The sequence below is a fragment of the Thermostichus sp. OS-CIW-26 genome, assembly GCF_054058395.1.
In genome coordinates this window covers 142,225-163,552 of the sequence record NZ_JBSSAG010000004.1, presented here as the reverse complement: position 1 = coordinate 163,552, position 21,328 = coordinate 142,225, and the positions used below count along the sequence as shown (strand labels likewise).

The window sequence follows — 21,328 nt, the reverse complement described above, 5'->3', positions numbered from 1 at the left end:
TCTGGCTCATGGGCTTATTGTAGTTTATCCAGACTTGGCCAGCAAACCTATATGGAGGAGGGCTTTCCTCCCGACACCAAGCCTGCGGCTATGGTGCGGGCCTCCAGCCCGAAAATTTGGTGAGATTGTAGCCCCTCTCTTGCCGGACTTTGGGGAGGGAACTGCCCTGTCGGGGCGGGAATGGGACTGTCCCTTTTCTGGGAGAAATTTTAAGAAGTGTGAAGATCTGAGATGGCAGACGGCAAGCATATCGGAAAATAACTTGCGGGTATGCTCGTCATACTCTTTAAAAAATCGACTTGAGGATGGATATCCATGAGTGTTGTTACGAAATCGATTGTGAACGCGGACGCGGAGGCCCGCTACCTCAGCCCGGGGGAACTGGATCGGATCAAGTCCTTTGTCACCTCGGGTGAGAAGCGGTTGCGCATTGCTCAAGTCTTAACCGAGTCTCGTGAGCGCATCGTCAAACAAGCTGCCGACCAGCTCTTCCAGAAGCGCCCTGACATTGTTTCTCCGGGGGGCAATGCCTACGGGGAAGAGATGACGGCGACTTGCCTGCGGGATATGGACTACTACCTGCGCCTGATCACTTACGGCATCATTGCCGGCGATGTCACCCCAATCGAAGAGATCGGCCTGGTGGGTGTTCGCGAGATGTACAACTCTTTGGGCACACCCATTCCGGCGGTGGCCGAGAGCATTCGTCAAATGAAGCAGGTGGCCATGGGTCTGCTCTCTCCTGACGATGCGGCTGAAGCCGGCTACTACTTCGACTTTGTGGTGGGGGCAATGAGCTAATCCCTCATTGTTTTTGCCGCACAACCCTTTGCTGTTCGTCGATTTGGATTTAGGAAGCTCATCATGCAAGACGCAATTACTGCTGTAATCAACAGCTACGATGTTCAAGGCAAGTATCTGGACAGCTCGGCCATGGAGAAGTTGAAAGCCTTCTTCGCCACAGGCGAGCTGCGGGTGCGGGCGGCTGCCACCATCGCGGCCAATGCCTCCACCATCGTCAAGGATGCTGCTGCCAAGGCGTTGCTGTACTCTGATCTCACCCGTCCTGGCGGCAACATGTACACCACCCGTCGCTATGCCGCTTGCATCCGCGACATGGACTACTACCTGCGCTACGCCACCTACGCCATGCTGGCCGGGGATCCCTCCATTCTGGACGAGCGGGTGCTGAACGGGCTCAAGGAGACCTACAATTCCCTGGGAGTGCCCATTGGGGCAACCATCCAGGCCATCCAAGCCATGAAAGAGGTAACTGCCGCTCTGGTGGGTGCTGAGGCCGGCAAGGAAATGGGGGTGTACTTCGATTACATCTGCTCTGGCCTGAGCTAACTCCCGGCGTCATTGCCTCAGGGGAGGTGCATTCTTCAACGAGCACGGCGGGCGATTTGCCACAGGGATCTGGTGTGCTAGCTGAAGTACGCGAGCTTTCTGGGGTGAGTCGCCTGTTTTGCTGGTCAAGATAGCCCATTTTGTTGTTGAGCGGGGATCCCATATCATGCGCATGTTCAAGATCACGGCCTGTGTGCCCAGCCAAACCCGAATTCGCACCCAGCGGGAGCTGCAAAATACCTACTTCACCAAGCTGGTGCCCTATGAGAACTGGTTTCGGGAACAGCAGCGCATCCAGAAATCGGGTGGCCGCATCCTGAAGGTGGAGCTGGCCACGGGTAAGCCTGGGATGGACGTAGGACTGCTGTAGTTCCCCTATTCGTTCGTTGCTTTCCCTCGGATACTGAGAAATAGCCCTCTGCAGATCCGGTATGCCCAGCTCTGGAAGCTCTGTTCTTGGGGTTGGGGTAGCGGATCTGGCCGTTTTGTAGGGGTGGGGGTAGATGTTGCCTGATGTGCCGACCCGGTTGGAGCCAATCATCGCTGCCCACAACCTGAGCAAGGTTTACCCGGTGGCCGTCAAGGATCCCGGAGTGGTTGGCACCCTGCGCCACTTTTTTCGCCGCACCTATCGCCACATCCCGGCAGTGCAGTCCGTGAGCTTTCAAGTTCAGCCGGGGGAGATGGTGGGATTTTTGGGGCCCAACGGGGCGGGCAAGACCACTACCCTCAAGATGTTGACTGGTTTGATCTATCCGTCCGGCGGCACGGTGCAAGTGGTGGGTCATGTGCCTTACCGCCGGGAGCCGGCGTTTTTGCGGCAGATCACCCTGGTGATGGGGCAGAAGCAGCAGCTCATTTGGGATCTGCCGGCAATGGACTCTTTGCGCATCAACGCTGCCGTTTACGAGATCCCTGAGAAGGAGTTTCGGGAGCGGGTGGGGGAGCTGGCGGAGCTGCTCGACCTAGAAAGCAAGCTGAAGCAACCAGTGCGCAAGCTTTCCTTGGGGGAGCGGATGAAGGCGGAGCTGTTGGCGGCTCTGTTGCACCGCCCGCAGATTTTGTTTTTGGACGAGCCCACCTTGGGGTTGGATGTCAACGCCCAGGCCGGCGTGCGGCAATTTCTGCGGGATTACAACCGCCGCTATGGAGCAACGGTGCTGTTGACCAGCCATTACATGGCCGATATTACTGCGCTGTGCCAACGGGTGCTGGTCATCAACGCGGGGCAGCTCATGTACGATGGCGACCTCGAGGCATTGCTGGAGCGCTTTGCCCCCTACCGAGAGGTGAGGTTGAAATTGGCTCGCCCTTGCCCTGTTGCCCAACTGCAGCTCTATGGAGAGGTGCGCACGGACGGGGATCCGGGCAGCTGTGAGGCGCGGCTTTGGGTGCAGCGGGAGCAGCTCACCCAAACGGTGGCCAAGCTCTTGGCAGAGCTGGATGTGCTGGATCTAACGGTAACCGACCCGCCCATCGAGGAAGTGATCGGGCGGGTGTTTGCGGATGGGATCCCTTCTGGCAGCCCCCAAAGCGTTCGCACCAGCGGTGCAGAGCACCTTTAGATTTTTTGTGTGGCGGCCTCCCGTTGTTCAGGAGTGGAGCGCGCCGCATGCAACGCAGAGTAGAGCTTGTTGAGGGCATTCATGTAGGCTTGGGCCGAAGCGACGATGATGTCGGTGTTGGCGGCATGGCCGGAAAAGATGCGGTCTTCGTGGCGCAGGCGGATGGTGACTTCCCCAATGGCGTCGATGCCAGCGGTAACCGATTGGACGGAAAACTCGATCAGCTTGTTGGGGATATTGACAATGCGGTTGATGGCCTTGTACACCGCATCCACCGGGCCTGTGCCCACGGCAGCGTCCACCCGCTCTTCCCCTTCCGGGGTTACCAGACGCACCGTGGCAGTGGGAGCCTCTCGATTGCCACACACCACTTGGACATGCTCCAGGCGGTAGAGTTCGGGCACCGGGCGAGTTTCGTCGTTAACAATCGCTTCCAGATCCAGGTCGGAGATTTCTTTTTTCTTGTCAGCCAGCTCTTTGAAGCGCAAGAAGGCCTTGTTCAGATCCTGCTCCGACAGCTCGAACCCCAGTTCTTTGAGGCGGGTGCGAAAGGCGTTGCGGCCCGAGTGCTTGCCCAACACCAAGGTGCTTGATTGCAGGCCGATGGTCTGGGCATCCATGATCTCATAGGTCTGGCGGTTCTTCAACATGCCGTCCTGGTGGATGCCGGATTCGTGGGCAAAGGCGTTGGAGCCGACGATAGCCTTGTTGGGCTGCACCAACATGCCGGTGAGGTTGGAGACGAGGCGCGAGGTGCGATAGATCTCCTGAGTTTTGATGTGGGTGAGGGGCTTCTCGGAGTCCACCGGCAGGCCGAAGTAGGGGTTGAAGTAGCTGCGCCGCACATGCAGGGCCATCACCAACTCTTCCAGGGCTGTGTTGCCGGCCCGCTCACCAATGCCGTTGACCGTCACTTCCACCTGACGGGCGCCCTGCTTAATCGCTTCCAAGAAGTTGGCCACCGAGACGCCCAGATCGTCGTGGCCATGCACGGAAAGGATCGCTTGCTTGATGTTGGGCACGTTCTCGCGGATGCCCTTGATCAGTTGGCCGAACTCCTCCGGCATGACGTAGCCGACGGTATCGGGGATGTTGATGGTTGTAGCCCCTGCCCGAATGGCCGCCTCAATCACCTGGTATAGGAACTCGGGATCGGAGCGGGTGGCGTCCATCATGGAGAACTCCACATCGTCCACGAAGGACTTGGCGTAGGCCACCATCTCCTCGGCAATTTGCAGCACTTCGGCGCGGGTTTTGCGCAACTGATACTTCAAGTGAATGTCGGAGGTGGAGATGAAGGTGTGGATGCGGGGCTTGGCAGCAGGCTTCAGGGCGGCGGCGGCGGCCTCAATGTCCGGCTTGAGGGCACGGGCCAGGCTGCAAATCACAGGGCCATCGGGGGTTCCCACCTGCTCGGCCACCTTCTGCACGGCCTCAAAGTCACCGGGGCTGGCATAGGCAAATCCCGCTTCGATGATATCGACGCCCAGCCGGGCCAACTGCCGGGCAATGGCCAGCTTTTCTTCGGTGTTGAGGGTGGCGCCGGGGCACTGCTCCCCGTCTCGCAGGGTGGTGTCGAAAATGAGTACATGATCCAAAGCTTGGCCATCAAACCCGGCGACCGCGGCAGCATCCATAACGGTTACTGAGATAACGAAACATTGCCTTACTATTTTGACATTAACTGGCAGGGGTTCTAACCTGGCTCGGGGAAGATTTGGGTGGGCTCTGTTAAATTGCCATTTGGCTTGTTTTCCCTGCGTTCCTCGGCGGCAGAAGGAGATGGAGAAAGGTGGATCCCGAAGGCGCAGGCGAGCAGTTGTTCATACTCTTTCTCATCCCTGAGAGGGCGTTCCCAGCGGCCTTCTGGGGTGGTCTCGATCCACTTAAAAGAGCCATTGGCGCGGGCGGCGAGGGTGACCCGTCCGGTCGGAGTGGCCAGGGTGCAAAGGCGCAGCCGGGTAAACATCGATTCTGGCGAAGTTTGGTGAAAGTGGCACATGGGCTCGAACTCCTGCAGGGAGCGTGGGATCCGATCCAGAAGAAACAGAGTTTTCCAGGTGTGATCCGGCTGTTCCTGCTGAACGAGCCAATACCGACAAGCGGTGGGATCCCCTGGCCAAGGGGTGAGGCGGTAGCGTCCTTCAGCCTGGGCTTGAATCCCGGGATCCCCCAGCCGCAACGGCTCGCGAAAGGCCTCCCCATACCCCACATCTGCCAGCCAGGCTTCATCGCCGATGTTCACCTGCACAGCCAAGTGGTCGCACTCAGGTCCAAAGCGGACATCGGACTCCGTCGGAGTAGCGCGAACGGCGCGGCTCACCTGTCCTGAGAGCAGGTGTACCGAAAACCCCATTCCCTGCAAGGCAGCGGCCAGCAGGCTGTTCAGCTCAAAGCAAAAGCCGCCCCGCCGCTCTCGGACGATTTTTTGGAACAAGAAATCCCGCTCCAGGCAAATGGCACGACCCCGATGAATGTCCAGATTTTCAAACGGCACCCTCAGCAGGTGGGCTAGGTGGATCTGGCGGAGGGTTTGCAGGGTGAGCTGGGTGGAGCCAACGTAGCCGATCCGATCCAAGTAGGCCCTGATTTGGGAGGGGGTCAGCTAGAAATCGCAGGAGCCCCGCACTGTACCCGTAGGGTCAGTGCCGGGAGGAATGCGCTTTGATGAAGTACAATGAACTTATGAGCCAAGTCCTGACCATATCCTGCAAGCTCAAGGCGTTCCCGTCACAAGCCGCCAAATTGGACGCGACGATGGATGTCTTTGTGCAGGCATTGAACTGGGTCAACCAGAACACGCCGGAGAAGATCGTCAACGCGGTCAAACTGCAATCCCTTTGCTACTACGAGATTCGAGCCCGGTTCGGCTTGTCCAGTAACTTGGCTCAACAGGTCTGCAGACGGGTGGCCGGCGCTCGCAAAGTGGCGAGACAGCGCAACCGTCCAGTTAAAGAGTTCAAGCGTGGGTTCGTTACCTACGACGCACGCATCTTCTCGTTCCGTCAAAAAGACTGGACGGTGTCGCTGACCACGGTTGAAGGGAGAGAACGCTTTGAGCTAGCCATTGGTAACTACCAGAGGGGAATGCTGGCTGGCTCTAACCCCAAATCGGCCACCCTAGTCCAGCGGAAGGATGGCTCCTACGACATCCAGATTTGCGTAGAGGAAAAGCCACCCAAGCAACAAGATACCGACAAGGTGATCGGGGTGGACTTTGGAAGGACAGATATTGCCCATACATCGGAAGGAGATAACTGGAATGGACAGCAGTTGAACCGAGTCCGAGACCACTACTCCCGGTTGAGGGCGGCACTCCAACGCAAAGCCAGTAAGGGCACACGCAGTTCGCGGCGCAGATGCAGAGAACTGTTGCAACGGCTGTCTGGCAAGGAGAGACGCTTTCAAGTGTGGGTCAATCATCGCATCTCCAAAGCTATTGTCTCTAGGGCAAAAGCCACAAACAGTGCTATCGCTCTGGAAGACCTGACAGGGATCCGGGAAAGGGTCAATCAACAGCCACGCAGCAAAGCCGAGCGGCGTAGGACCAACAGTTGGGCGTTCTACCAACTACGTCAGTTTCTGGAGTACAAGGCGAGGGTTGCAGGGGTTTCTCTGATTCTTGTGCCGCCTGCCTACACGTCGCAGACCTGTCACCGGTGTTTGCACATCCATCCCGATCCTGCGCAATCCTATCGCAGTGGCAAGTCGTTCAAGTGTGGGCACTGTGGATGGGAAGGGGATGCGGATTTGAATGGTGCGAATGTGATTGCGCTCTTGGGGGCTGTCGTAAACCAGCCTAGAGGTCCGGGCTTGTTTTGTTCTCTGGTAGAGCAGAGCAGGCCCAGGGCTACTGAAAGCCCGCTCCGTACCGCTTAGTGGTCGGAGCCGGGTAGTTTACTGGCTCTAGCATCAGCACAGAAACCGGTTGGCTGCCAAGCAAGCTTTTGGCCTACCCTAGCCTTGCCACGAATCCCCGGCCAGAGCCAGAAGAACAGTTCACTGGAATCTGAAAGACGGCATCTTTTCCCCGGAGCCGATTTTTCTGTGGCTGTAGGGATCCCTGATGAGTAGGATATGGGCAGAGGATTCTGGTGGACGGCCAGGCCCAAGCTTGCCCAAGATGGTTTACAAGACCGTCCAAAGCAGGTGGGAGCGCTACCGATGGCTGCTGCCCAAAATTTGCCCTCCGATGAGCTTTTTCCCATCACGCTGAAGCTCTTTGCCGTCTATCAAGAAGTAATCGGACAAACCGAGATGCGCCTGCAGGTGAGCCCTGGTACCACCGTCGGGCAGCTGTGCGATCAACTGATCCAGCGCTACCCCAGCTTGGCTCCTTGGCGCTCCCAAACGCGCTTCGGTCTCAACCTCAATTTTGTAGCTGCCGACACTCCCCTATCGGCGGAAGACGAAGTCGCCCTGATCCCTCCGGTCAGCGGGGGCTGAAAAGGAGCAAAAGGAGAATGCTACGATAGCGGCAAGAAAAAAAGAAGGCGAAGCGTTACATGGCAGAATACACTCGGTCGATTTCCTTTTATGGGCGGGAAATTGACATCAATATTGGGCTGATGGCCCCCCAGGCAGGGTGTGGGGTTTGGCTGACTTCGGGCGAAACCTCGATTTTGGTTACCGCCACACGGCAGCCAGGCCGGCCTGGCGTTGATTTTATGCCCTTGTTGGTCGATTACGAAGAGCGCCTCTACGCAGCGGGGCGGATCCCAGGGGGATATCTGCGGCGAGAAGGTCGGCCACCGGAACGGGCCACTTTGATCTCTCGCTTAATAGACCGACCCATTCGTCCGTTGTTCCCGGAATGGCTGCGGGATGATGTGCAGGTGGTGGCCACCACCCTCTCTGTAGATGATACGGTGCCGCCCGATGTGTTGTGTATTTTGGGAGCCTCGTTGGCCATTCACGGCGCTCGCATCCCCTTCAATGGCCCGGTGGCGGCGGTGCGGGTGGGCTTGGTCAAGGATGAATTTATCCTCAACCCCACCTATGCCGAAATTGAGGCGGGCGATCTGGATTTGGTGGTGGCCGGCTGTGCCGATGGCGTGATCATGGTGGAAGCCGGGGCCAACCAACTGCCGGAAAAGGATGTGGTGGAGGCCATCGAGTTTGGTTTTGAGGCCATCCAGGAGCTGCTCAAAGCCCAACAGCAAGTCCTGGCGGATCTCAACATCACCCCGGTAGAGCTGCCCCCTCCCCCCAAAAACGAGGAGCTGATTGCTTTTGTGGAAGAGCAGGCTCAGGAGGGCATTCGCTCCATCCTCAGGCAGTTTTTGGACAAGACCAGCCGGGAACAGCAACTGGAGGAGCTCAAGGCCAAGCTGGAGGCCCAAATCCAGGAACGGCCAGAGGGGGATCCCTTGCGGCTCTATCTTCTGGAAAACCCCAAAGAGTTGGACAACCAGTTCAAGGCTCTGCTCAAGAAGCTGATGCGCCAGCAGATCCTGCAAGAGGGGGTGCGGGTGGATGGGCGCAAGCTGGACGAGGTGCGACCGGTCTCTTGCCGGGTGGGTTTGATCCCAAGGGTGCACGGCAGTGCCCTGTTCAATCGCGGCCTCACCCAAGTCCTTTCCATTACCACCCTCGGCACCCCCGGCGATGCCCAGGAGCTGGACGACTTGCACCCGGTGGATGAGAAGCGCTACATGCACCACTACAATTTTCCGGGCTTTTCAGTGGGAGAAACGCGGCCTTCACGCTCCCCGGGGCGGCGGGAGATCGGTCATGGGGCGCTGGCGGAGCGGGCCTTGGTGCCGGTGCTGCCCAAGGAAGAGGAGTTTCCCTATGTGGTGAGGGTGGTCTCGGAAGTGCTCTCCTCCAATGGTTCCACCTCGATGGGATCCGTCTGTGGCTCTACCCTTTCTCTGATGGATGCCGGGGTGCCGATCAAAGCGCCGGTCAGCGGGGTGGCCATGGGTCTTATCAAGGAGGGGGACGAGGTGCGCATCCTCACCGACATCCAGGGGATCGAGGACTTTCTGGGCGACATGGACTTCAAGGTGGCCGGTACGCGGGCGGGGATCACCGCTCTGCAAATGGACATGAAAATCACCGGCATCACCGTTGACGTGGTGGAACAGGCCATCCGGCAAGCCAAGGCCGGACGCGAGTTCATCCTCGACAAGATGCTGGAGACGATTGCTGCGCCTCGACCCCAGTTGGCCAAAACGGCTCCCCGTCTGCTCACGTTCAAGGTGGATCCGGAGGACATCGGCAAGATCATCGGCCCCGGTGGCAAGACCGTGCGCGGCATCACCGAAGCGACAGGGGCCAAGGTGGACATCAGCGACGACGGCACAATCACCGTGTCTTCCTCGGTGGGCGGCCAGGCGGAGGCGGCGCGGGCGATGATCGAAAATCTGGTGCGGCGGGTGGAAGAGGGGCAGGTGTATTTGGGCAAGGTGACCCGCATCATCCCCATCGGCGCTTTTGTGGAGTTTTTGCCCGGCAAAGAGGGCATGATCCACATTTCGCAACTGGCGGAGTACCGCGTCGGCAGGGTGGAAGATGAGGTGGCTGTGGAGGATGAGGTGGTGGTCAAGGTGCGCAGCATCGATCACAAAGGCCGTATCAACCTCACTCGCCTCGGCATTAGCCCTGAGGAAGCAGCGCGGGTGCGCAACCATCACCACTGAGGCTGCGGTTTTCCCCCAGCAACGGGGGGGCCAGGGATCCCCTCGACAGCCGCCGGCAGCGGCCAAAATGGCAGAGAAAACTCCATCGCGACAGCGGTGCGGAGCGCTTTTTAGCTGGCTCGCGTCTGCACTGCCGTTCGTGTGGTCGCGTCAGCGGTGCAAAGCCCTTTGCAATATGCCGGATCCCGTCCCTCCCTTTCTCGTTGGCCAAGGCTATACTTCTCCAGCTCGACTGTCCCCCTCCCGGCGGCGGCTGGGCTGGGCGTTGGCTTGGGGCTTGGGTTGGGCTGCTCTGCTTAACCTTTCTGCTCAGCATCCTTTGTTGGTGCGGATGGAGAGCGACGCCCAGGAGTGGCTGTACGCTTGGCGTGGCCCTCAGCAGCCCTCTCCCGAGGTGGTGATCGTCGGCATTGATGGTCGTATAGGACTCGATCGCGACAGCGGTGCGGAGCACGTTCCCGCTAACGGGAACAGCGGACAGGGGGAAAGCAATGGCCGCACCAGTGGTGCAGAGCACCTTGGCCAAAAGGTTGACTTTCTTCTGGAACGGGCCAACTACGCCGGCCTGACGTTGCGTCTACTGGAAGAAGCTGAGGCCAGGGTGGTGGTGCTAAACCTGCCCAGCAGCTTTGTGGTACCTCAAAACCTGGGCAACGAGAACTTAGATGCCCCTCTGCGTCAGGTGGTACAGCGCTACCCAGATCGCTTGGTCTTGGCCACCCGCAGCAGCGAGAGCTTTGGCCGCTCCGAGATTAACATCTACAACCATTTCCTGCCCTTTTCTTCCCTGCGGCTGGAGTACTTGGTGCCGCCAGAGCATGTGCAGGGGGTGGTGCAATATCGGGTGGATAGGGCCGGGATCCTGCGCCAGGCCCAGCTGCGGGGGCTCTACCTGCGCCGCGACAGCCAAGAGGAGCAGATGTTCGCCTCGGTCGAGGCTCTGGCTTTTGCCAAATACGACCCGGAGCGGGCCAGCCGCTGGTTTCGAGAACGGGGTTTGCAGCCGATTCAATTCAACCCCCTCGGCTCCCAGCACGGGATCCCCATCATCCCCATCGAACGGGTTTGCCCTCCAGCTGTTCTCCAGGCAGGATCCGGGTCTGTTGCCCCGATGATCAACCCCAGCCAAGCCTGCCGCGGCCAAGAAGGGATCCCTCCCCTCGATCCCGAAGTTGCCGACCAACTGCGGGACAAAATTGTCCTGGTGGGTTTTGTGGGCGGCTACCCCGAAACCTTCCCAGTGCGGACTGCGGATGGATCCCAGATTGCGGCGGTGGAGCTGCAGGCGCAAGTCCTCTCCAGCCTGCTCACCGGGGAGGTCTACCAATCCGTGCCGGGGGGGGTGGCGGCTGCGGTGGTCTTGCTGCTGGGAGTGGGAACGGGACTGCTTTTGGTGCTTTATCGTCCCCCCCTACGTTCGCGTCAGCGGTGCGGAGCACTTTTGAGCCCTTGGGGCTGGAAGCAACAGCAGTTTCTCCTGCGGCCTGTGGTGGGGCTTGCCGTTTACGAAGGGTGGGCTGTGGCCCAGTTTCTACTGGGGCGTTGGGTTTGGCCTCTCGTCTTGCCGGCCCTGGCCAGTGGGCTAACGGGGGTGAGCCTGCTGCTCACTTTGGTCATTGTGGAGAATCAAGAACGGCTCTTGGCCCAGCAACAGGAACTGGAGCGCCTGCGCCGAGCCGAACAGGAGGCCGCCATTGACCAGGCTCGCAAGCTGCTCTACCGAGTAGCCACCGACATTCACGATCGCGAGCTGCAGGAGCTGAAGGTGGTGATGGACAACTTGGAGAGCTTGCAATGGCAGCAGCACCAGGGAAAAGCTCCCGATCCCACCGTCTACGACCACCTGCTCGAGCAACTGGAGAGGATCGGACGCGGGATCCGGAATCAGCTCAACGATGTGCGCACTCTAGCTGCCAAGCTGCGCATCTCCCCCAGCTTACGAGAAGGGCTGCATCGAGGCATCGAGATCTATCTGGATGAACTGATCCAATCGGGCAGCCTAACGCTATCTGTAGAGCGGCAACTGCAACCGCTGCAGGAGCCCAACACCGGTGAGTGGTTTGATCAGCGAGAAGACATCTTGCGCTTCTTGCGAGAGGCCATCGGCAATGTCATCGCCCACGTGCAACCCCCCAAAGGCAATGCTTCCTTTGTCAAGGTGTCGCTGGCCCAAACGGAGCGCCACTGCTGCCTTTCCGTGGTCAACGATGGTATCGAGTACGCTCCCGGCCTCAGCGGCGGCTACGGCAGCAAGGCCATGAACACCATCGCCCGCTATCTACCCAAGGGATCCTGGCATCGCACCCGCACCCCAGAAGGCCATACCCATGTCGAGCTGCACTGGGAGATGCCGCTCTGAAAGACCTACACAGCACTGAACAGAACAGATTTTTGCTCAGCGCTGTTGCTTTCTTCCTGCTTCAGCAACCCTTGACTAGCGGTAGGTTTTAGACCTACCACCCCGCCAGAGGAGTCTCCACAGGCGTTAGCTTGTCGGGGTGTGGGGTTAGCTAAGCCCCGCACTGTACCCGTAGCGTCAGTGTCGGGATACAGATACCCCCACATGGTGTATGGTGAGAGTAGTTGCACAAAACGGCTTTTGCCGGAATCTGGTGCAGCTACGCGGTGGGACATCCCGTGTCTGCTCGCAGAGGGTTCTTGCGTAGGCTCCCCAATGAAGCGAGAAGCCCACACTGTACCCGTAGGGTCAGTGATGGGAGTATGTCACTTCCCCCAGAGCTTGGGGTACATTTCAAACGGTAGCTGGGGTCTAGAAACATAAACCTAACCACCCGCTCCCTGCACACTCGCACAACTGCCTAGCGTTTGCACATCAGGTTGTAGAGAATTGTGCAGCAAAGTAAGGACTCCGTCCCACTATCGCGAACAGTCAATCGGCGATTAGAGACAGCCCTCTTCCTAGGAAGCGTTCTTTGGCTTATCGGCCCAGGGACTGCAGCCAGCCAATCAGGGTGGTACCGGACAGAGCTTCAAACAGGATCAGGGCAACAAAGCCGATCATCGCCAAACGCCCGTTCAAGCGCTCTGCATAGTCGGTGAAGCCCACGCGGGGGGTGCTGTCCACATACATTTCCGGCTCGATGGCGTAGTTGTTCAGCCGACCACCTTCTTCGACGACAACGGAGCGATATCGGGTCATAGGGTTCTCCTCGTGCTTTCTTTCCCAGCGTAGCTCGCTTTGCGTAGGATTGTAAAGTTTTATTTACAACGTTAATGCCCAACGCTCCGAGCTGCCGGGCAGAGTTCAACCAGGCCAGGAACAGCCTGTAAGCAGGGTTGTGGCTCTTGTCCCAGTACAGGGGAGCTGATAATAGCAAGGGGACTGGAGGACAACCATGTCGGTGCTGGAACAGTTAAATATGCTGCTGGATGGCCAGCCGGTGGCCAGCTTGGCGGTGCTGGAGCAGGGATCCCCGGCGGTGTCGTTGGTGCCTTTTGTGGTGCAGCGGGATCCCTTGCGCTTTGCCATTGTCATCAGCGATCTTTCTGGCCACACCCAGGCTTTGCGGGCGGATCCCCGGGCCGCGCTACTCATCCACGAGCCGCCTACGCCAGGGGATCCCCGCAGTAACCATGCCCTGCCGCGGGTGATGGTGAGCGGAGAAGCCCAGTTTCTCAGCCGCGAGGAGGCGCAGGCGCAGGGGTTTGAAGCCCTCTACCGCGCCAAGTACGAGATTGCCGAGATGATCCTGGGCTTGGCGGATTTTCACTTCTGTCAGATCGTCCCCAAAGCTGGCAGCTTCATCCAGGGGTTTGGCCAGGCATTCCGGCTGAGGGGCCCCAACCTGGATCAACTGGAGCACCTTGGTCGGGCGTAGATTATGAGAATTCCAAGGGCAGCCCGCGCCATCCTTGAGCCCAGGGAAGCTCTTGCTGCGCCGCTTCCTAGCTCCCCTCTTCTGGGGGGAGAGAATGGAGTCCTTTCTCAGGTTTTCGGGTGGGATCCCGGATCCAGTCCAACAGCAGCGGGTTGACCAGCTCGGGGGCTTCATCCTGGGGGCAATGGCCGACCCCCGGCAATGGGATGAACCCCACCACGCAAGGAAACTCTGCCAGGGCCCGCCCCAGAGCAATGGGTTCCCAGGGATCCGCTTCCCCCCACAAGATCAAGACGGGACAGGTGAGCTGAGGCAAGAGATCTTCAGCCAAAGGCCCCTGAGAATAGCGCACAAAGGCCAAAAAGACCTCTGCCGCCCCCGGCTCCAAAGCGGGTTTGAGCAAAAGCTGGATCAGTTCCTCGGTGACCGCTTCTTTGCGTCCGTAGGCTTGTAGAAGGATATTGCGAATGGCCCTAGCCTGGGCCACCTGAGCAAAGAAGAAACGACCAAAGGGGGGCCACCCCAGCAGGGATTGCAGCAAAGGGGTGAACCGGCGGCGCAGCCAGGAGACCTGGCCCCGTTTCCGCTCGTGCAACAGCCGCAGCGAGGGATCCAACATCGCCACCCCCAAAACCTGGGCCGGATCCAGAACCGCCGCCTGCAAAGCCACAATGCAGCCAATCGAGTTGCCCACCAGATAGACTGGCTGGCCCACCACCTCTCGGACAAAGTCTGCCACCAGGGATCCCCAGGTCTCAAAGGTGTAGGGCAAAGGGGATCCCGGCAGGGGCTTGGCGGATCCCCCAAACCCCAACAAATCGACCGCATACACCTGACAGTGCTGCCCCAGCTCCGGCAAATTTTTCCGCCAATGGTCGCTGCTGGCCCCAAAGCCATGGATGAGCAACACGGCTGGGCCTGTGGATCCCGACTGTTGGTAGCGAATGGGCTGGTCACGCCAGAGCCAGCGATGCTCTGTGTTCGCGTTGGCGCTGCATGGCAACATGGGGGTGCAGTGTAGGTTTGAGTCAGCGTTGCGATCCTAACCGTTCGCGACAGCGGGACAAAGTCCTTGTGATCGGGGCAACTGAGAGTACTGGCGGAGGGTGGCCCCCTTCCACCCGTTGGCGCACTTGAATCGAGGAACAAGGATCGGCCTTCCTCTGAGTTGGGTGATCCCAAGGGGCACCACCAAGCGGCTACAACATCCCATCTCAAGCTTCCGGGAGAAAGTGGGGAATACTGGCAGTTGAGGGTTTTGCGGTGGGTCGGCTTTGGTTTGGCTAGTTGGCCTCAGCTTGTTTGGTAGCGCTTTTTGCCTCTTCTGGGGACAGTTGTTGGTGGGCAAGTTGCTGCTGCCGCTGTGGGGGGGATCCCCCCTGGTGTGGAATACCTGCCTGGCCTTTTTTCAGGCCACCCTGCTTTTGGGCTACCTGTGGGCAGATCGGCTGGGGCGCGGCCTCAATCCCAGGATGGGGGTGCTGATCCACGGGATCTTGCTGCTGGTCGGGCTGAGGCTTCTGCCCTTTCAGCTGGGGATCCCCGGCCAACCGGAAGGATGGTGGCCCCCTCTCGCTCTGTTGGCAAACTTGACTTTGGGAGCTGGGGTGCCGCTGTTTCTCCTGTCGGCGACGACGCCGTTGCTGCAACGGGGGTTGGCGGCAAGAGGGGTCGCGGGGCAACGGGAGGCTTTGGATCCCTATTTTCTCTATGTGGCCAGCAATGCCGGCAGCTTGGGCGGGCTGCTGGGGTACCCGCTGGTGTTGGAGCCTCGTCTGTCTTTGGCTTGGCAAACTCTCCTGTGGACGGGATCCTACGCGCTGGTGGCAGCCCTGGTGCTGCTGAGCGGGGTGGGTCTGCTGCTCAGTTGCAACGGCGTTGCCGAGCCACAAGAACGTGGGGCGGATTCCCAGGGATCCGGCGCTGCTCTGGGGAATTGGGCTGTTTCCTGGCGAGAGCGTTGGCGCTGGGCGGGTCTGGCTTTTTTGCCGGCGGGCCTGTTGGTGGCGGTCACCACCTTGTTGACCACCGACGTGGCGGCAGTGCCCCTGTTGTGGGCCATCCCCCTGGGGATCTATCTGCTGACATTCATGCTGGCTTTCGGGGGGATCCACCCCAATAAGGGGGTTTTGGGAACGACAGCTCTTCTGGCCTGCGGGGCGGTGGGGACACAGGTCTTGGGCTGGGTGAGGCCCGGTTTTTTGCTTCTGCCGCTGCATCTGATCACCTTTGGGCTGGTGAGCTGGGGCTGCCACAGCCGGTTGGCTTGCCGTCGCCCGCCGGTGGAGCAGTTGACGCAGTTTTACCTGTGGCTGGCTTTGGGGGGGAGCTTAGGGGGAATGTTCTCTGCCCTCTTGGCACCGCAGGTGTTCGAGACGGTGCTGGAATATCCCCTGTTGCTGGGGATGTCGCTGGCAGTGCTGGGGGCTCAGGGGGGGCGGGTGGGCCTGTGGCTGGGGCTGGGGCTGCTCCTGCCCTTGCTGCTGTTGCACTTTCGACCGCAGGCGTTGCTGCAGGTGGGCGCTGGGGTGGGTTTGGCGTTGGGCTGGGCGGTGCTGGCGCTGTTGGCGTCAGGGGAGAGCCGTTCACAGCAGCAGAGCGGAGCCCCTGGCTGGCAGGCCAAGGTCGGTTGGGTGGGAGCGCTGGCGGGGTTGGTTGTGCTGCTGGGGCAACCCTGGCTGCAGCCGGGACTGCAGGTGATCCACAGCGAGCGCAGCGCCTTCGGCCTCAACCGGATCGTGGAATACCAAACTGAGCAGGGATCCTTTCGTGGCCTTCTGCACGGCACCACTCTACACGGCAGCCAAAACTTGGATCCGGAAAAAGCGCTGGAGCCGCTGACCTATTTTTCTCGGTCTGGGCCGGTTGGGCAGGTGTTTGCGGCGTTCAGAGCCCAGACTGTGGATCCCACGCCCGCCATTGCGGTGTTGGGGCTGGGGATCGGCACGTTGGCCGCCTATGCCGAGCCAGGGGATGAGTGGACGTTTTTCGAGTTGGATCCCACCGTGGTCGATTGGGCGAGCCGCTATTTTTCCTATCTCCGGTGGGCTCAGGCACGGGCGCGGGTGCAGGTCATCCTCGGTGATGCCCGGCTCAGCCTCAAGGGGATCCCAGAGGGCAGCTATGACCTGATGGTGATGGACGCCTTCAGCTCTGACGCGGTGCCGGTGCATTTGCTCACGCAAGAGGCTTTGGCCCTCTACCTGAGCAAGCTCAAGCCCCAGGGCTGGCTGCTGTTCAACATCACCAACCGCCACCTCGACCTGGCCCCGCTGTTGGCCGGCCTGGCCGGATCCCTGCAGCTTCACGCTTGGCACCAAGACCACCGGGATCTCTCCCCTGAGCAACGACAGGCGGGGCTGGCCCCTTCCCACTGGGTGCTGTTATCGCCGCGCGACGCTTCGACGACCGCCTCAGCAGGGCGGAGCCCTTTGGCCCAAAACTCTGGAGTCCTGCAGGAACTGGATCCCTGGCAGCCCCTTTTGCCCCAAGCCGGGGATCCCGTCTGGCGGGATGATTTTTCCAACCTGCTGCAGGTGATCCGTTGGCCCCGGATCCCTTTGCTAAAGGGTATCCAGATCCCCAGTTCTGGATAGGAATCCGGCTGCTATCGCTACGCGACCCTTCGGCAAACGTGTTAGCGTTGCGGAGCAGAAAAGTTAAGGAAATCTTTACAACTCGAAGTTGGTATGAGTTATGATTGTTTGCAACGTAACTGATGTCTGCTCGGGAGTCCGGCCCATGTCTCCTCTACAAGCCCTCACTGGCAATCCTCAAACCACCATGGCTGAAACCTCTGCGGCTCGTTTCGTGGCAATCGGAGGCAGCTTGCGGCCCAATTCCCTGACGTACCAGGCGCTGGAGGTGGCGCGGCGCGAGTTTGAGAAGTTGGGGATCCCGTTGCACATCCTCGATCTGCGGCAGATGAAGTTGCCCTTTGTGGATGGCTCGGAATCCTATGCAGATTATCCCGATGTGGCAGTCCTACGAGCAACCATGAAGCGGGCGGATGGGATCATCCTAGCCAGCCCGGAGTACCACGGCGGCATCAGCGGCAGCCTGAAAAATGCACTGGATCTGTTGAGTTTTGAGCAACTGGAGGGTAAGGTCTTTGGGTTAATCAGCGTTTTGGGCGGCGAGAGCAACAGCAATACCCTGAACCAGATGCGCTTGATTGTGCGTTGGGTGCATGGCTGGGTGATCCCAGAGCAAATCGCCATCGGTCGGGCTTGGAACGCTTTTGACGAGCAAGGCAATCTCAAAGACGAGAAGCTACAACAGCGCTTTCAACACTTTGTCCAGAGCTTGGTGACCCATACTCACAAGCTGCGAGGGATCCCAGTGGTGAAGCCTTCCTGAAATTACAGTCATTCCAAACTAGATTGAGACACTCTGATACATTTACGCTGAACACTGCTGAACATCACTGTTCAACTATGCAGCGATAGCATTCTGTTTGTTTCCATTCGCGTTAGCGGGACGGAGTCCAAACAGAATGGCGGTATCCCGCAAAGCTTTGAGTAGAATACCCAAAGCGCAGTTTCCGTGTCGTCTTACTACCAATTTTCTGCTTTACTTTGGCTACCATGTTGGCAGACTCGAAAGTAAACAGAAAGATCAACTGGTAGTAATCCGTACTGAACATATTATACATTATTTTCAGTATAGTTGAGCTTATTATTGACTAGAGTCATGCTCCAAGCGTTCCGCGACCAACCCCAGGGAAGTTAGGAAGCCATGAAGGACGGCTGCAGACAGACTACACTGGGGCTGGGTGAGAGATGAAAACCAAATCTTTCACTGCGTCGAGGATGGGGCGAACGCCCGACGTCGAGAATCCCTGCCCCTTGGGGCGGAGAGTATGCCAAAGTTGTTCCAAACAGCAACAAGTCCGGGCTCTCTTCTTCTCACCTGTTGCCTCAGCGTTGCCCAGCAACAAATAAGGCTCAGATCCGACGGAGATCTGGCTGAGAGGGCATTGACTTGCAGAGGAACCTGTAGAATAGCTCCACACAGGTATGGTTCAGTCTGTTCCCCCTCATTCCGATAGAGCTGGGCCAATATCTCCCCTGGTGGCCCTGCAAGCAACCTTGCAGCAGATGCGGGAGCAGAGCGATGCCAACACCCTCGTTCAGCTCACGCTGGAGTATGTCAAGGCGGCGTTTGGGGCGCCGCTGATCTGGCTGGCCTTTTACGACTATCCAAATCACCAGTTGGTGGGTCAGGGGGGAGTGACCCTTCTTGAGGATCAAACCCTACTGCGGGCGGTGCATCCTCTACAGCCGGGGGAGATCCTGGAGCAGGTGGTGATCGAGCAGCGACCGATCAGCCTGCCTGACCTCTCTCAGGAACCGCGCATGGGCATTTGGCAGCGGGAGGCCAGGCGACTGGGCGGGATCCAGGGCTGTTTCATTTATCCCTTCTCGGCCTACGGCCCGCTGTCGCGAACGGCAGTGGGACGGCGGCGCTGCTTGGGGATCCTGATGCTGGGATCCCAAATGTGGGGGGTTACCACCCGTGAGGACGAAAAGGCTCTCCTGGGGATTTTGCTGGGGCAGTTGGCAGCTTCTCTGCAAGAGTTGGAAAACGCTTGGCAGCAGCAGACCGAAAAGCGCCTTGAGGATCCACTCCTGAGGTTGGGAACGGCGATGCGCCAGGCGGGATCCCTGCAGGAACGGGTCAGCTGGGTGAAGCAAGAGCTACAGTCTTTCCTGGGCGCCGTCCACATTCAGGTGTATTGGCACGAGCGCGGCCAGGGTCAGTTCGTTCCCCACGGGAGCGTCCCCAAAGCTGTTCGCGACAGCGGGGCGGAGAAAGTCGGAGCAGGGCCAACAGGGGAGGTCAGCCTTTCGCTGCGGGAATTGGGGGACATGTACTACACCCTCGCCGATGGCCAGGTGGTGGTGGGCGGCACAGGGACGACTCGCTCTGAGGTTCCCCCCAAGCTGATGCAGCAGTTGCGGGCCCAGGCCGTTTTGGCGGCCCCGATTTTGCTGGAAAAGGATCTGCTGGGGTTCATCTGGGTGCAATCGGATGTGCCCCGTACCTGGCAAGCCGCTGAGCGACAGTTGGTAGCTGCTGCCGCCAATGGGTTGGCCTTGGCTGCCCCCCTAGAAAATCTGGATCGCCGCATTCGCCAGTTGGCCGATGACCAAGAGTTTGTGCAACAGGTGGGCCGCTCGCTTTACAACCCGGCGGAGCTGCAACAGGCTCTCCAGCAAGCCGTTGTCGGCCTGGCCCAGCGCCTGAAAGTCGGTGCAGTGGCCGTGTTGACGGTGGATCCCGACAGCCCCATCCCCCGCCTCTTCTACGAGTACCGCAGGGAAGGCAAGCAGACTTTGCCACAGCAGCTCAGCCCTCTGAGCGACCAGGACTGGCAGGATCTCATGCGCAGCGAGGTGGTCGTGGCAGAAAACTACGACCAAGATCTGCGCCTGCTCTCTTGGCGGCAGGAACTGGCAGGGGTTCGTTCCTTGATGCTGACCCACACCGGGGTCGGCGGTACCGCCACCACACCTGTGGAAGGGCTGCTCTTGGTGTTGCATCCCCAGCTACGGGCCTGGAGCCGGGAAGAGCGGCAACTGCTGCGGGGGATCGCCCAACAGGTGGGGGTGATCCTGCGGCAAATTCGGTCAGAACAACGCCGGCAACGACAAGAGCAATTGCTCAAGGGCCTGATCGCCACTTGTTCAACCTTGCCAAACTTGGCCACCTTGTCAGATCTGTACACCACCACCGTCCGACAGACGGCCCAATTGCTGGGGATCCCTCTGGCGCTCATGGTTAGTTGGCAGCCGGGGGAGAGCCGGGCTCAGCTCCAGGGGCCTTTTACTACCGCTGCCGGGACGGAGACCGGCTCCACCGAGATCGACCTGCAAGATCCCCTACTGGCCTACGCGCTGCAGTCAGCAGAACCTCTGCCGCTCACCCAGGAGCAGATCCCCCCTGCCAGCCGCACTTGGCTCAGTCGCGTCAGCGGTGCGGAGCACTTTGCTGCCGGCCTGGGATCCTGGCTGCTGGTGGCGCTGGGGGAGACAAACTCCTCGCAGGCGGGAGCTTTGGGAGTTTTGATCTTGGGGGCAGAAGCGGGCAAGGTTTGGGATCCCGACGAGCGGGCGGCTGTGATGCTGATCGCCCAGACCTGCGGCTGGACGCTGCGGCGCTTGCTCTGGATGCAAACTTTGCAAGAGCAGCAGGAGGTGCTCAGGGAGTTGAACTGGTACAAGCACCGCCGCCTGCTGGATATGCAGAATGCCCTTCTGGACAGCCTGCACCGCCTGGGTCAGGTGCCGGAGATCCCCGGAGACGAAGCCACCCGCTGGCAAAAAGTAGTGGAAATTGGCAGAGGGCTGCGGGATCTGACCGTCTCCACAAGGCCGTTGTTGCAGTCGGAAACTTGGCAGGTGCAGCCGCAGTTGCGGTCGGTGCCCTTGGCAACCTTGGTGCGCAAAAGCCTACGCCGAGTGGAGGCCCTGACCCAAAAACGCAAGCTGTGGCCGCGGGCCCATGGGGACATGATCATTGCCGTCCAGGGGGATCCCGAACGACTGGAGATGGTGCTCTGGGAGGTGTTGACAGCCGCTATTTTGCGCAGCCCGGAAGGGGGGCGGCTGGATCTGTGGAGCCAAGCCAGCGTTCGCGACAGCGGTGCGGAGCACTTTGGGTATGCAGAGCTGCTGGTGGTGGATCAGGGCAGCTTCGACCCTCACCTGATGGCCGCCCTTCAGTTGGATCCGAACCAGGTGATCTACGCAGATCCTCTGCTCAAGTCGCCTCTATCGGTGAGTCCTGGTTTGGAACTCAGCCTGTGTCAACGGGTGGTGCAGCGGATGGGGGGCCAGCTCTCCTTTTACCTCTCTTCCGATGGGCGTTGTGTCTCTCGGCTGCTCCTGCCGATGGGCAGCGACGAGCCCCATCCCCCTGGGTAGGA

General features: G+C 59.6%; 16 protein-coding genes. 12 read left to right on the top strand and 4 right to left on the bottom strand.

Annotation, left to right across the window (positions count from 1 at the left end; genetic code table 11):
• The first annotated feature begins 315 nt into the window (after positions 1–315).
• The 4 genes from ACVW0C_RS03570 (at position 316) to ACVW0C_RS03555 (ending at position 2,915) form a co-directional block, all read left to right on the top strand.
• Positions 316–801: a globin family protein gene (locus ACVW0C_RS03570; RefSeq protein WP_011433053.1), complete on the top strand. Its 486-nt coding sequence runs from the start codon at positions 316–318 to the stop codon at positions 799–801.
• A gap of 63 nt (positions 802–864) precedes the next feature.
• On the top strand, positions 865–1,350 hold the full coding sequence (gene apcB, locus ACVW0C_RS03565) for an allophycocyanin subunit beta (RefSeq protein ID WP_011433054.1): 486 nt from the start codon (positions 865–867) through the stop codon (positions 1,348–1,350).
• Positions 1,351–1,516: 166 nt separating this feature from the next.
• Complete coding sequence (locus ACVW0C_RS03560) at positions 1,517–1,720, top strand: phycobilisome linker polypeptide (protein ID WP_011433055.1); 204 nt, start codon at positions 1,517–1,519, stop codon at positions 1,718–1,720.
• Positions 1,721–1,853: 133 nt separating this feature from the next.
• Entirely contained in the window at positions 1,854–2,915 is a 1,062-nt protein-coding gene (locus ACVW0C_RS03555; protein ID WP_457384365.1) for an ABC transporter ATP-binding protein, read from the top strand.
• On the opposite strand, the gene ACVW0C_RS03550 is transcribed toward ACVW0C_RS03555, so the two are convergent.
• Together ACVW0C_RS03550 and ACVW0C_RS03545 are read right to left on the bottom strand one after the other, a co-directional pair.
• The gene (locus ACVW0C_RS03550; RefSeq protein ID WP_457384364.1) at positions 2,912–4,552 is read right to left on the bottom strand and encodes a 2-isopropylmalate synthase; all 1,641 of its coding nucleotides are present in this window, start codon (positions 4,550–4,552) and stop codon (positions 2,912–2,914) included. The genes ACVW0C_RS03555 and ACVW0C_RS03550 overlap by 4 nt on opposite strands.
• A gap of 59 nt (positions 4,553–4,611) precedes the next feature.
• Positions 4,612–5,493: an arylamine N-acetyltransferase family protein gene (locus ACVW0C_RS03545; RefSeq protein ID WP_457384363.1), complete on the bottom strand. Its 882-nt coding sequence runs from the start codon at positions 5,491–5,493 to the stop codon at positions 4,612–4,614.
• A gap of 107 nt (positions 5,494–5,600) precedes the next feature.
• On the opposite strand from ACVW0C_RS03545, the gene ACVW0C_RS03540 reads away from it, so the two are divergent.
• The 4 genes from ACVW0C_RS03540 to ACVW0C_RS03525 all read left to right on the top strand — a co-directional run bounded on the left by ACVW0C_RS03540 (position 5,601) and on the right by ACVW0C_RS03525 (position 11,918).
• Positions 5,601–6,794, top strand: coding sequence for an RNA-guided endonuclease InsQ/TnpB family protein (locus ACVW0C_RS03540; RefSeq protein WP_457384369.1), 1,194 nt, complete (start codon positions 5,601–5,603; stop codon positions 6,792–6,794).
• 285 nt (positions 6,795–7,079) lie between these two features.
• Positions 7,080–7,361, top strand: a complete 282-nt coding sequence (locus ACVW0C_RS03535) for a MoaD/ThiS family protein (RefSeq protein WP_457384362.1) — start codon at positions 7,080–7,082, stop codon at positions 7,359–7,361.
• A gap of 59 nt (positions 7,362–7,420) precedes the next feature.
• The gene (locus tag ACVW0C_RS03530; RefSeq protein ID WP_011433060.1) at positions 7,421–9,559 is read left to right on the top strand and encodes a polyribonucleotide nucleotidyltransferase; all 2,139 of its coding nucleotides are present in this window, start codon (positions 7,421–7,423) and stop codon (positions 9,557–9,559) included.
• Positions 9,560–9,734: 175 nt separating this feature from the next.
• Entirely contained in the window at positions 9,735–11,918 is a 2,184-nt protein-coding gene (locus ACVW0C_RS03525; RefSeq protein ID WP_457384361.1) for a CHASE2 domain-containing protein, read from the top strand.
• 579 nt (positions 11,919–12,497) lie between these two features.
• Here ACVW0C_RS03525 and ACVW0C_RS03520 read toward each other — a convergent pair.
• Positions 12,498–12,719 carry a high light inducible protein gene (locus ACVW0C_RS03520; protein WP_011433062.1) on the bottom strand — a complete coding sequence of 74 codons (222 nt, stop codon included), beginning with the start codon at positions 12,717–12,719 and terminating at the stop codon, positions 12,498–12,500.
• Positions 12,720–12,915: 196 nt separating this feature from the next.
• On the opposite strand from ACVW0C_RS03520, the gene ACVW0C_RS03515 reads away from it, so the two are divergent.
• Entirely contained in the window at positions 12,916–13,398 is a 483-nt protein-coding gene (locus ACVW0C_RS03515) for a pyridoxamine 5'-phosphate oxidase family protein (RefSeq protein ID WP_457384360.1), read from the top strand.
• Between the two features lie 67 nt (positions 13,399–13,465).
• On the opposite strand, the gene ACVW0C_RS03510 is transcribed toward ACVW0C_RS03515, so the two are convergent.
• Positions 13,466–14,404, bottom strand: coding sequence for an alpha/beta fold hydrolase (locus tag ACVW0C_RS03510; RefSeq protein ID WP_041436448.1), 939 nt, complete (start codon positions 14,402–14,404; stop codon positions 13,466–13,468).
• 268 nt (positions 14,405–14,672) lie between these two features.
• On the opposite strand from ACVW0C_RS03510, the gene ACVW0C_RS03505 reads away from it, so the two are divergent.
• The 3 genes from ACVW0C_RS03505 to ACVW0C_RS03495 all read left to right on the top strand — a co-directional run bounded on the left by ACVW0C_RS03505 (position 14,673) and on the right by ACVW0C_RS03495 (position 21,326).
• The gene (locus ACVW0C_RS03505) at positions 14,673–16,994 is read left to right on the top strand and encodes a fused MFS/spermidine synthase (protein WP_457384359.1); all 2,322 of its coding nucleotides are present in this window, start codon (positions 14,673–14,675) and stop codon (positions 16,992–16,994) included.
• A gap of 187 nt (positions 16,995–17,181) precedes the next feature.
• The gene (locus ACVW0C_RS03500) at positions 17,182–17,757 is read left to right on the top strand and encodes an NADPH-dependent FMN reductase (RefSeq protein WP_041437310.1); all 576 of its coding nucleotides are present in this window, start codon (positions 17,182–17,184) and stop codon (positions 17,755–17,757) included.
• A 659-nt stretch (positions 17,758–18,416) separates the two neighbouring features.
• Positions 18,417–21,326 (top strand): GAF domain-containing protein, encoded by a 2,910-nt coding sequence (locus ACVW0C_RS03495; RefSeq protein WP_457384358.1) that lies wholly within the window; start codon positions 18,417–18,419, stop codon positions 21,324–21,326.
• Positions 21,327–21,328 lie beyond the last annotated feature (2 nt).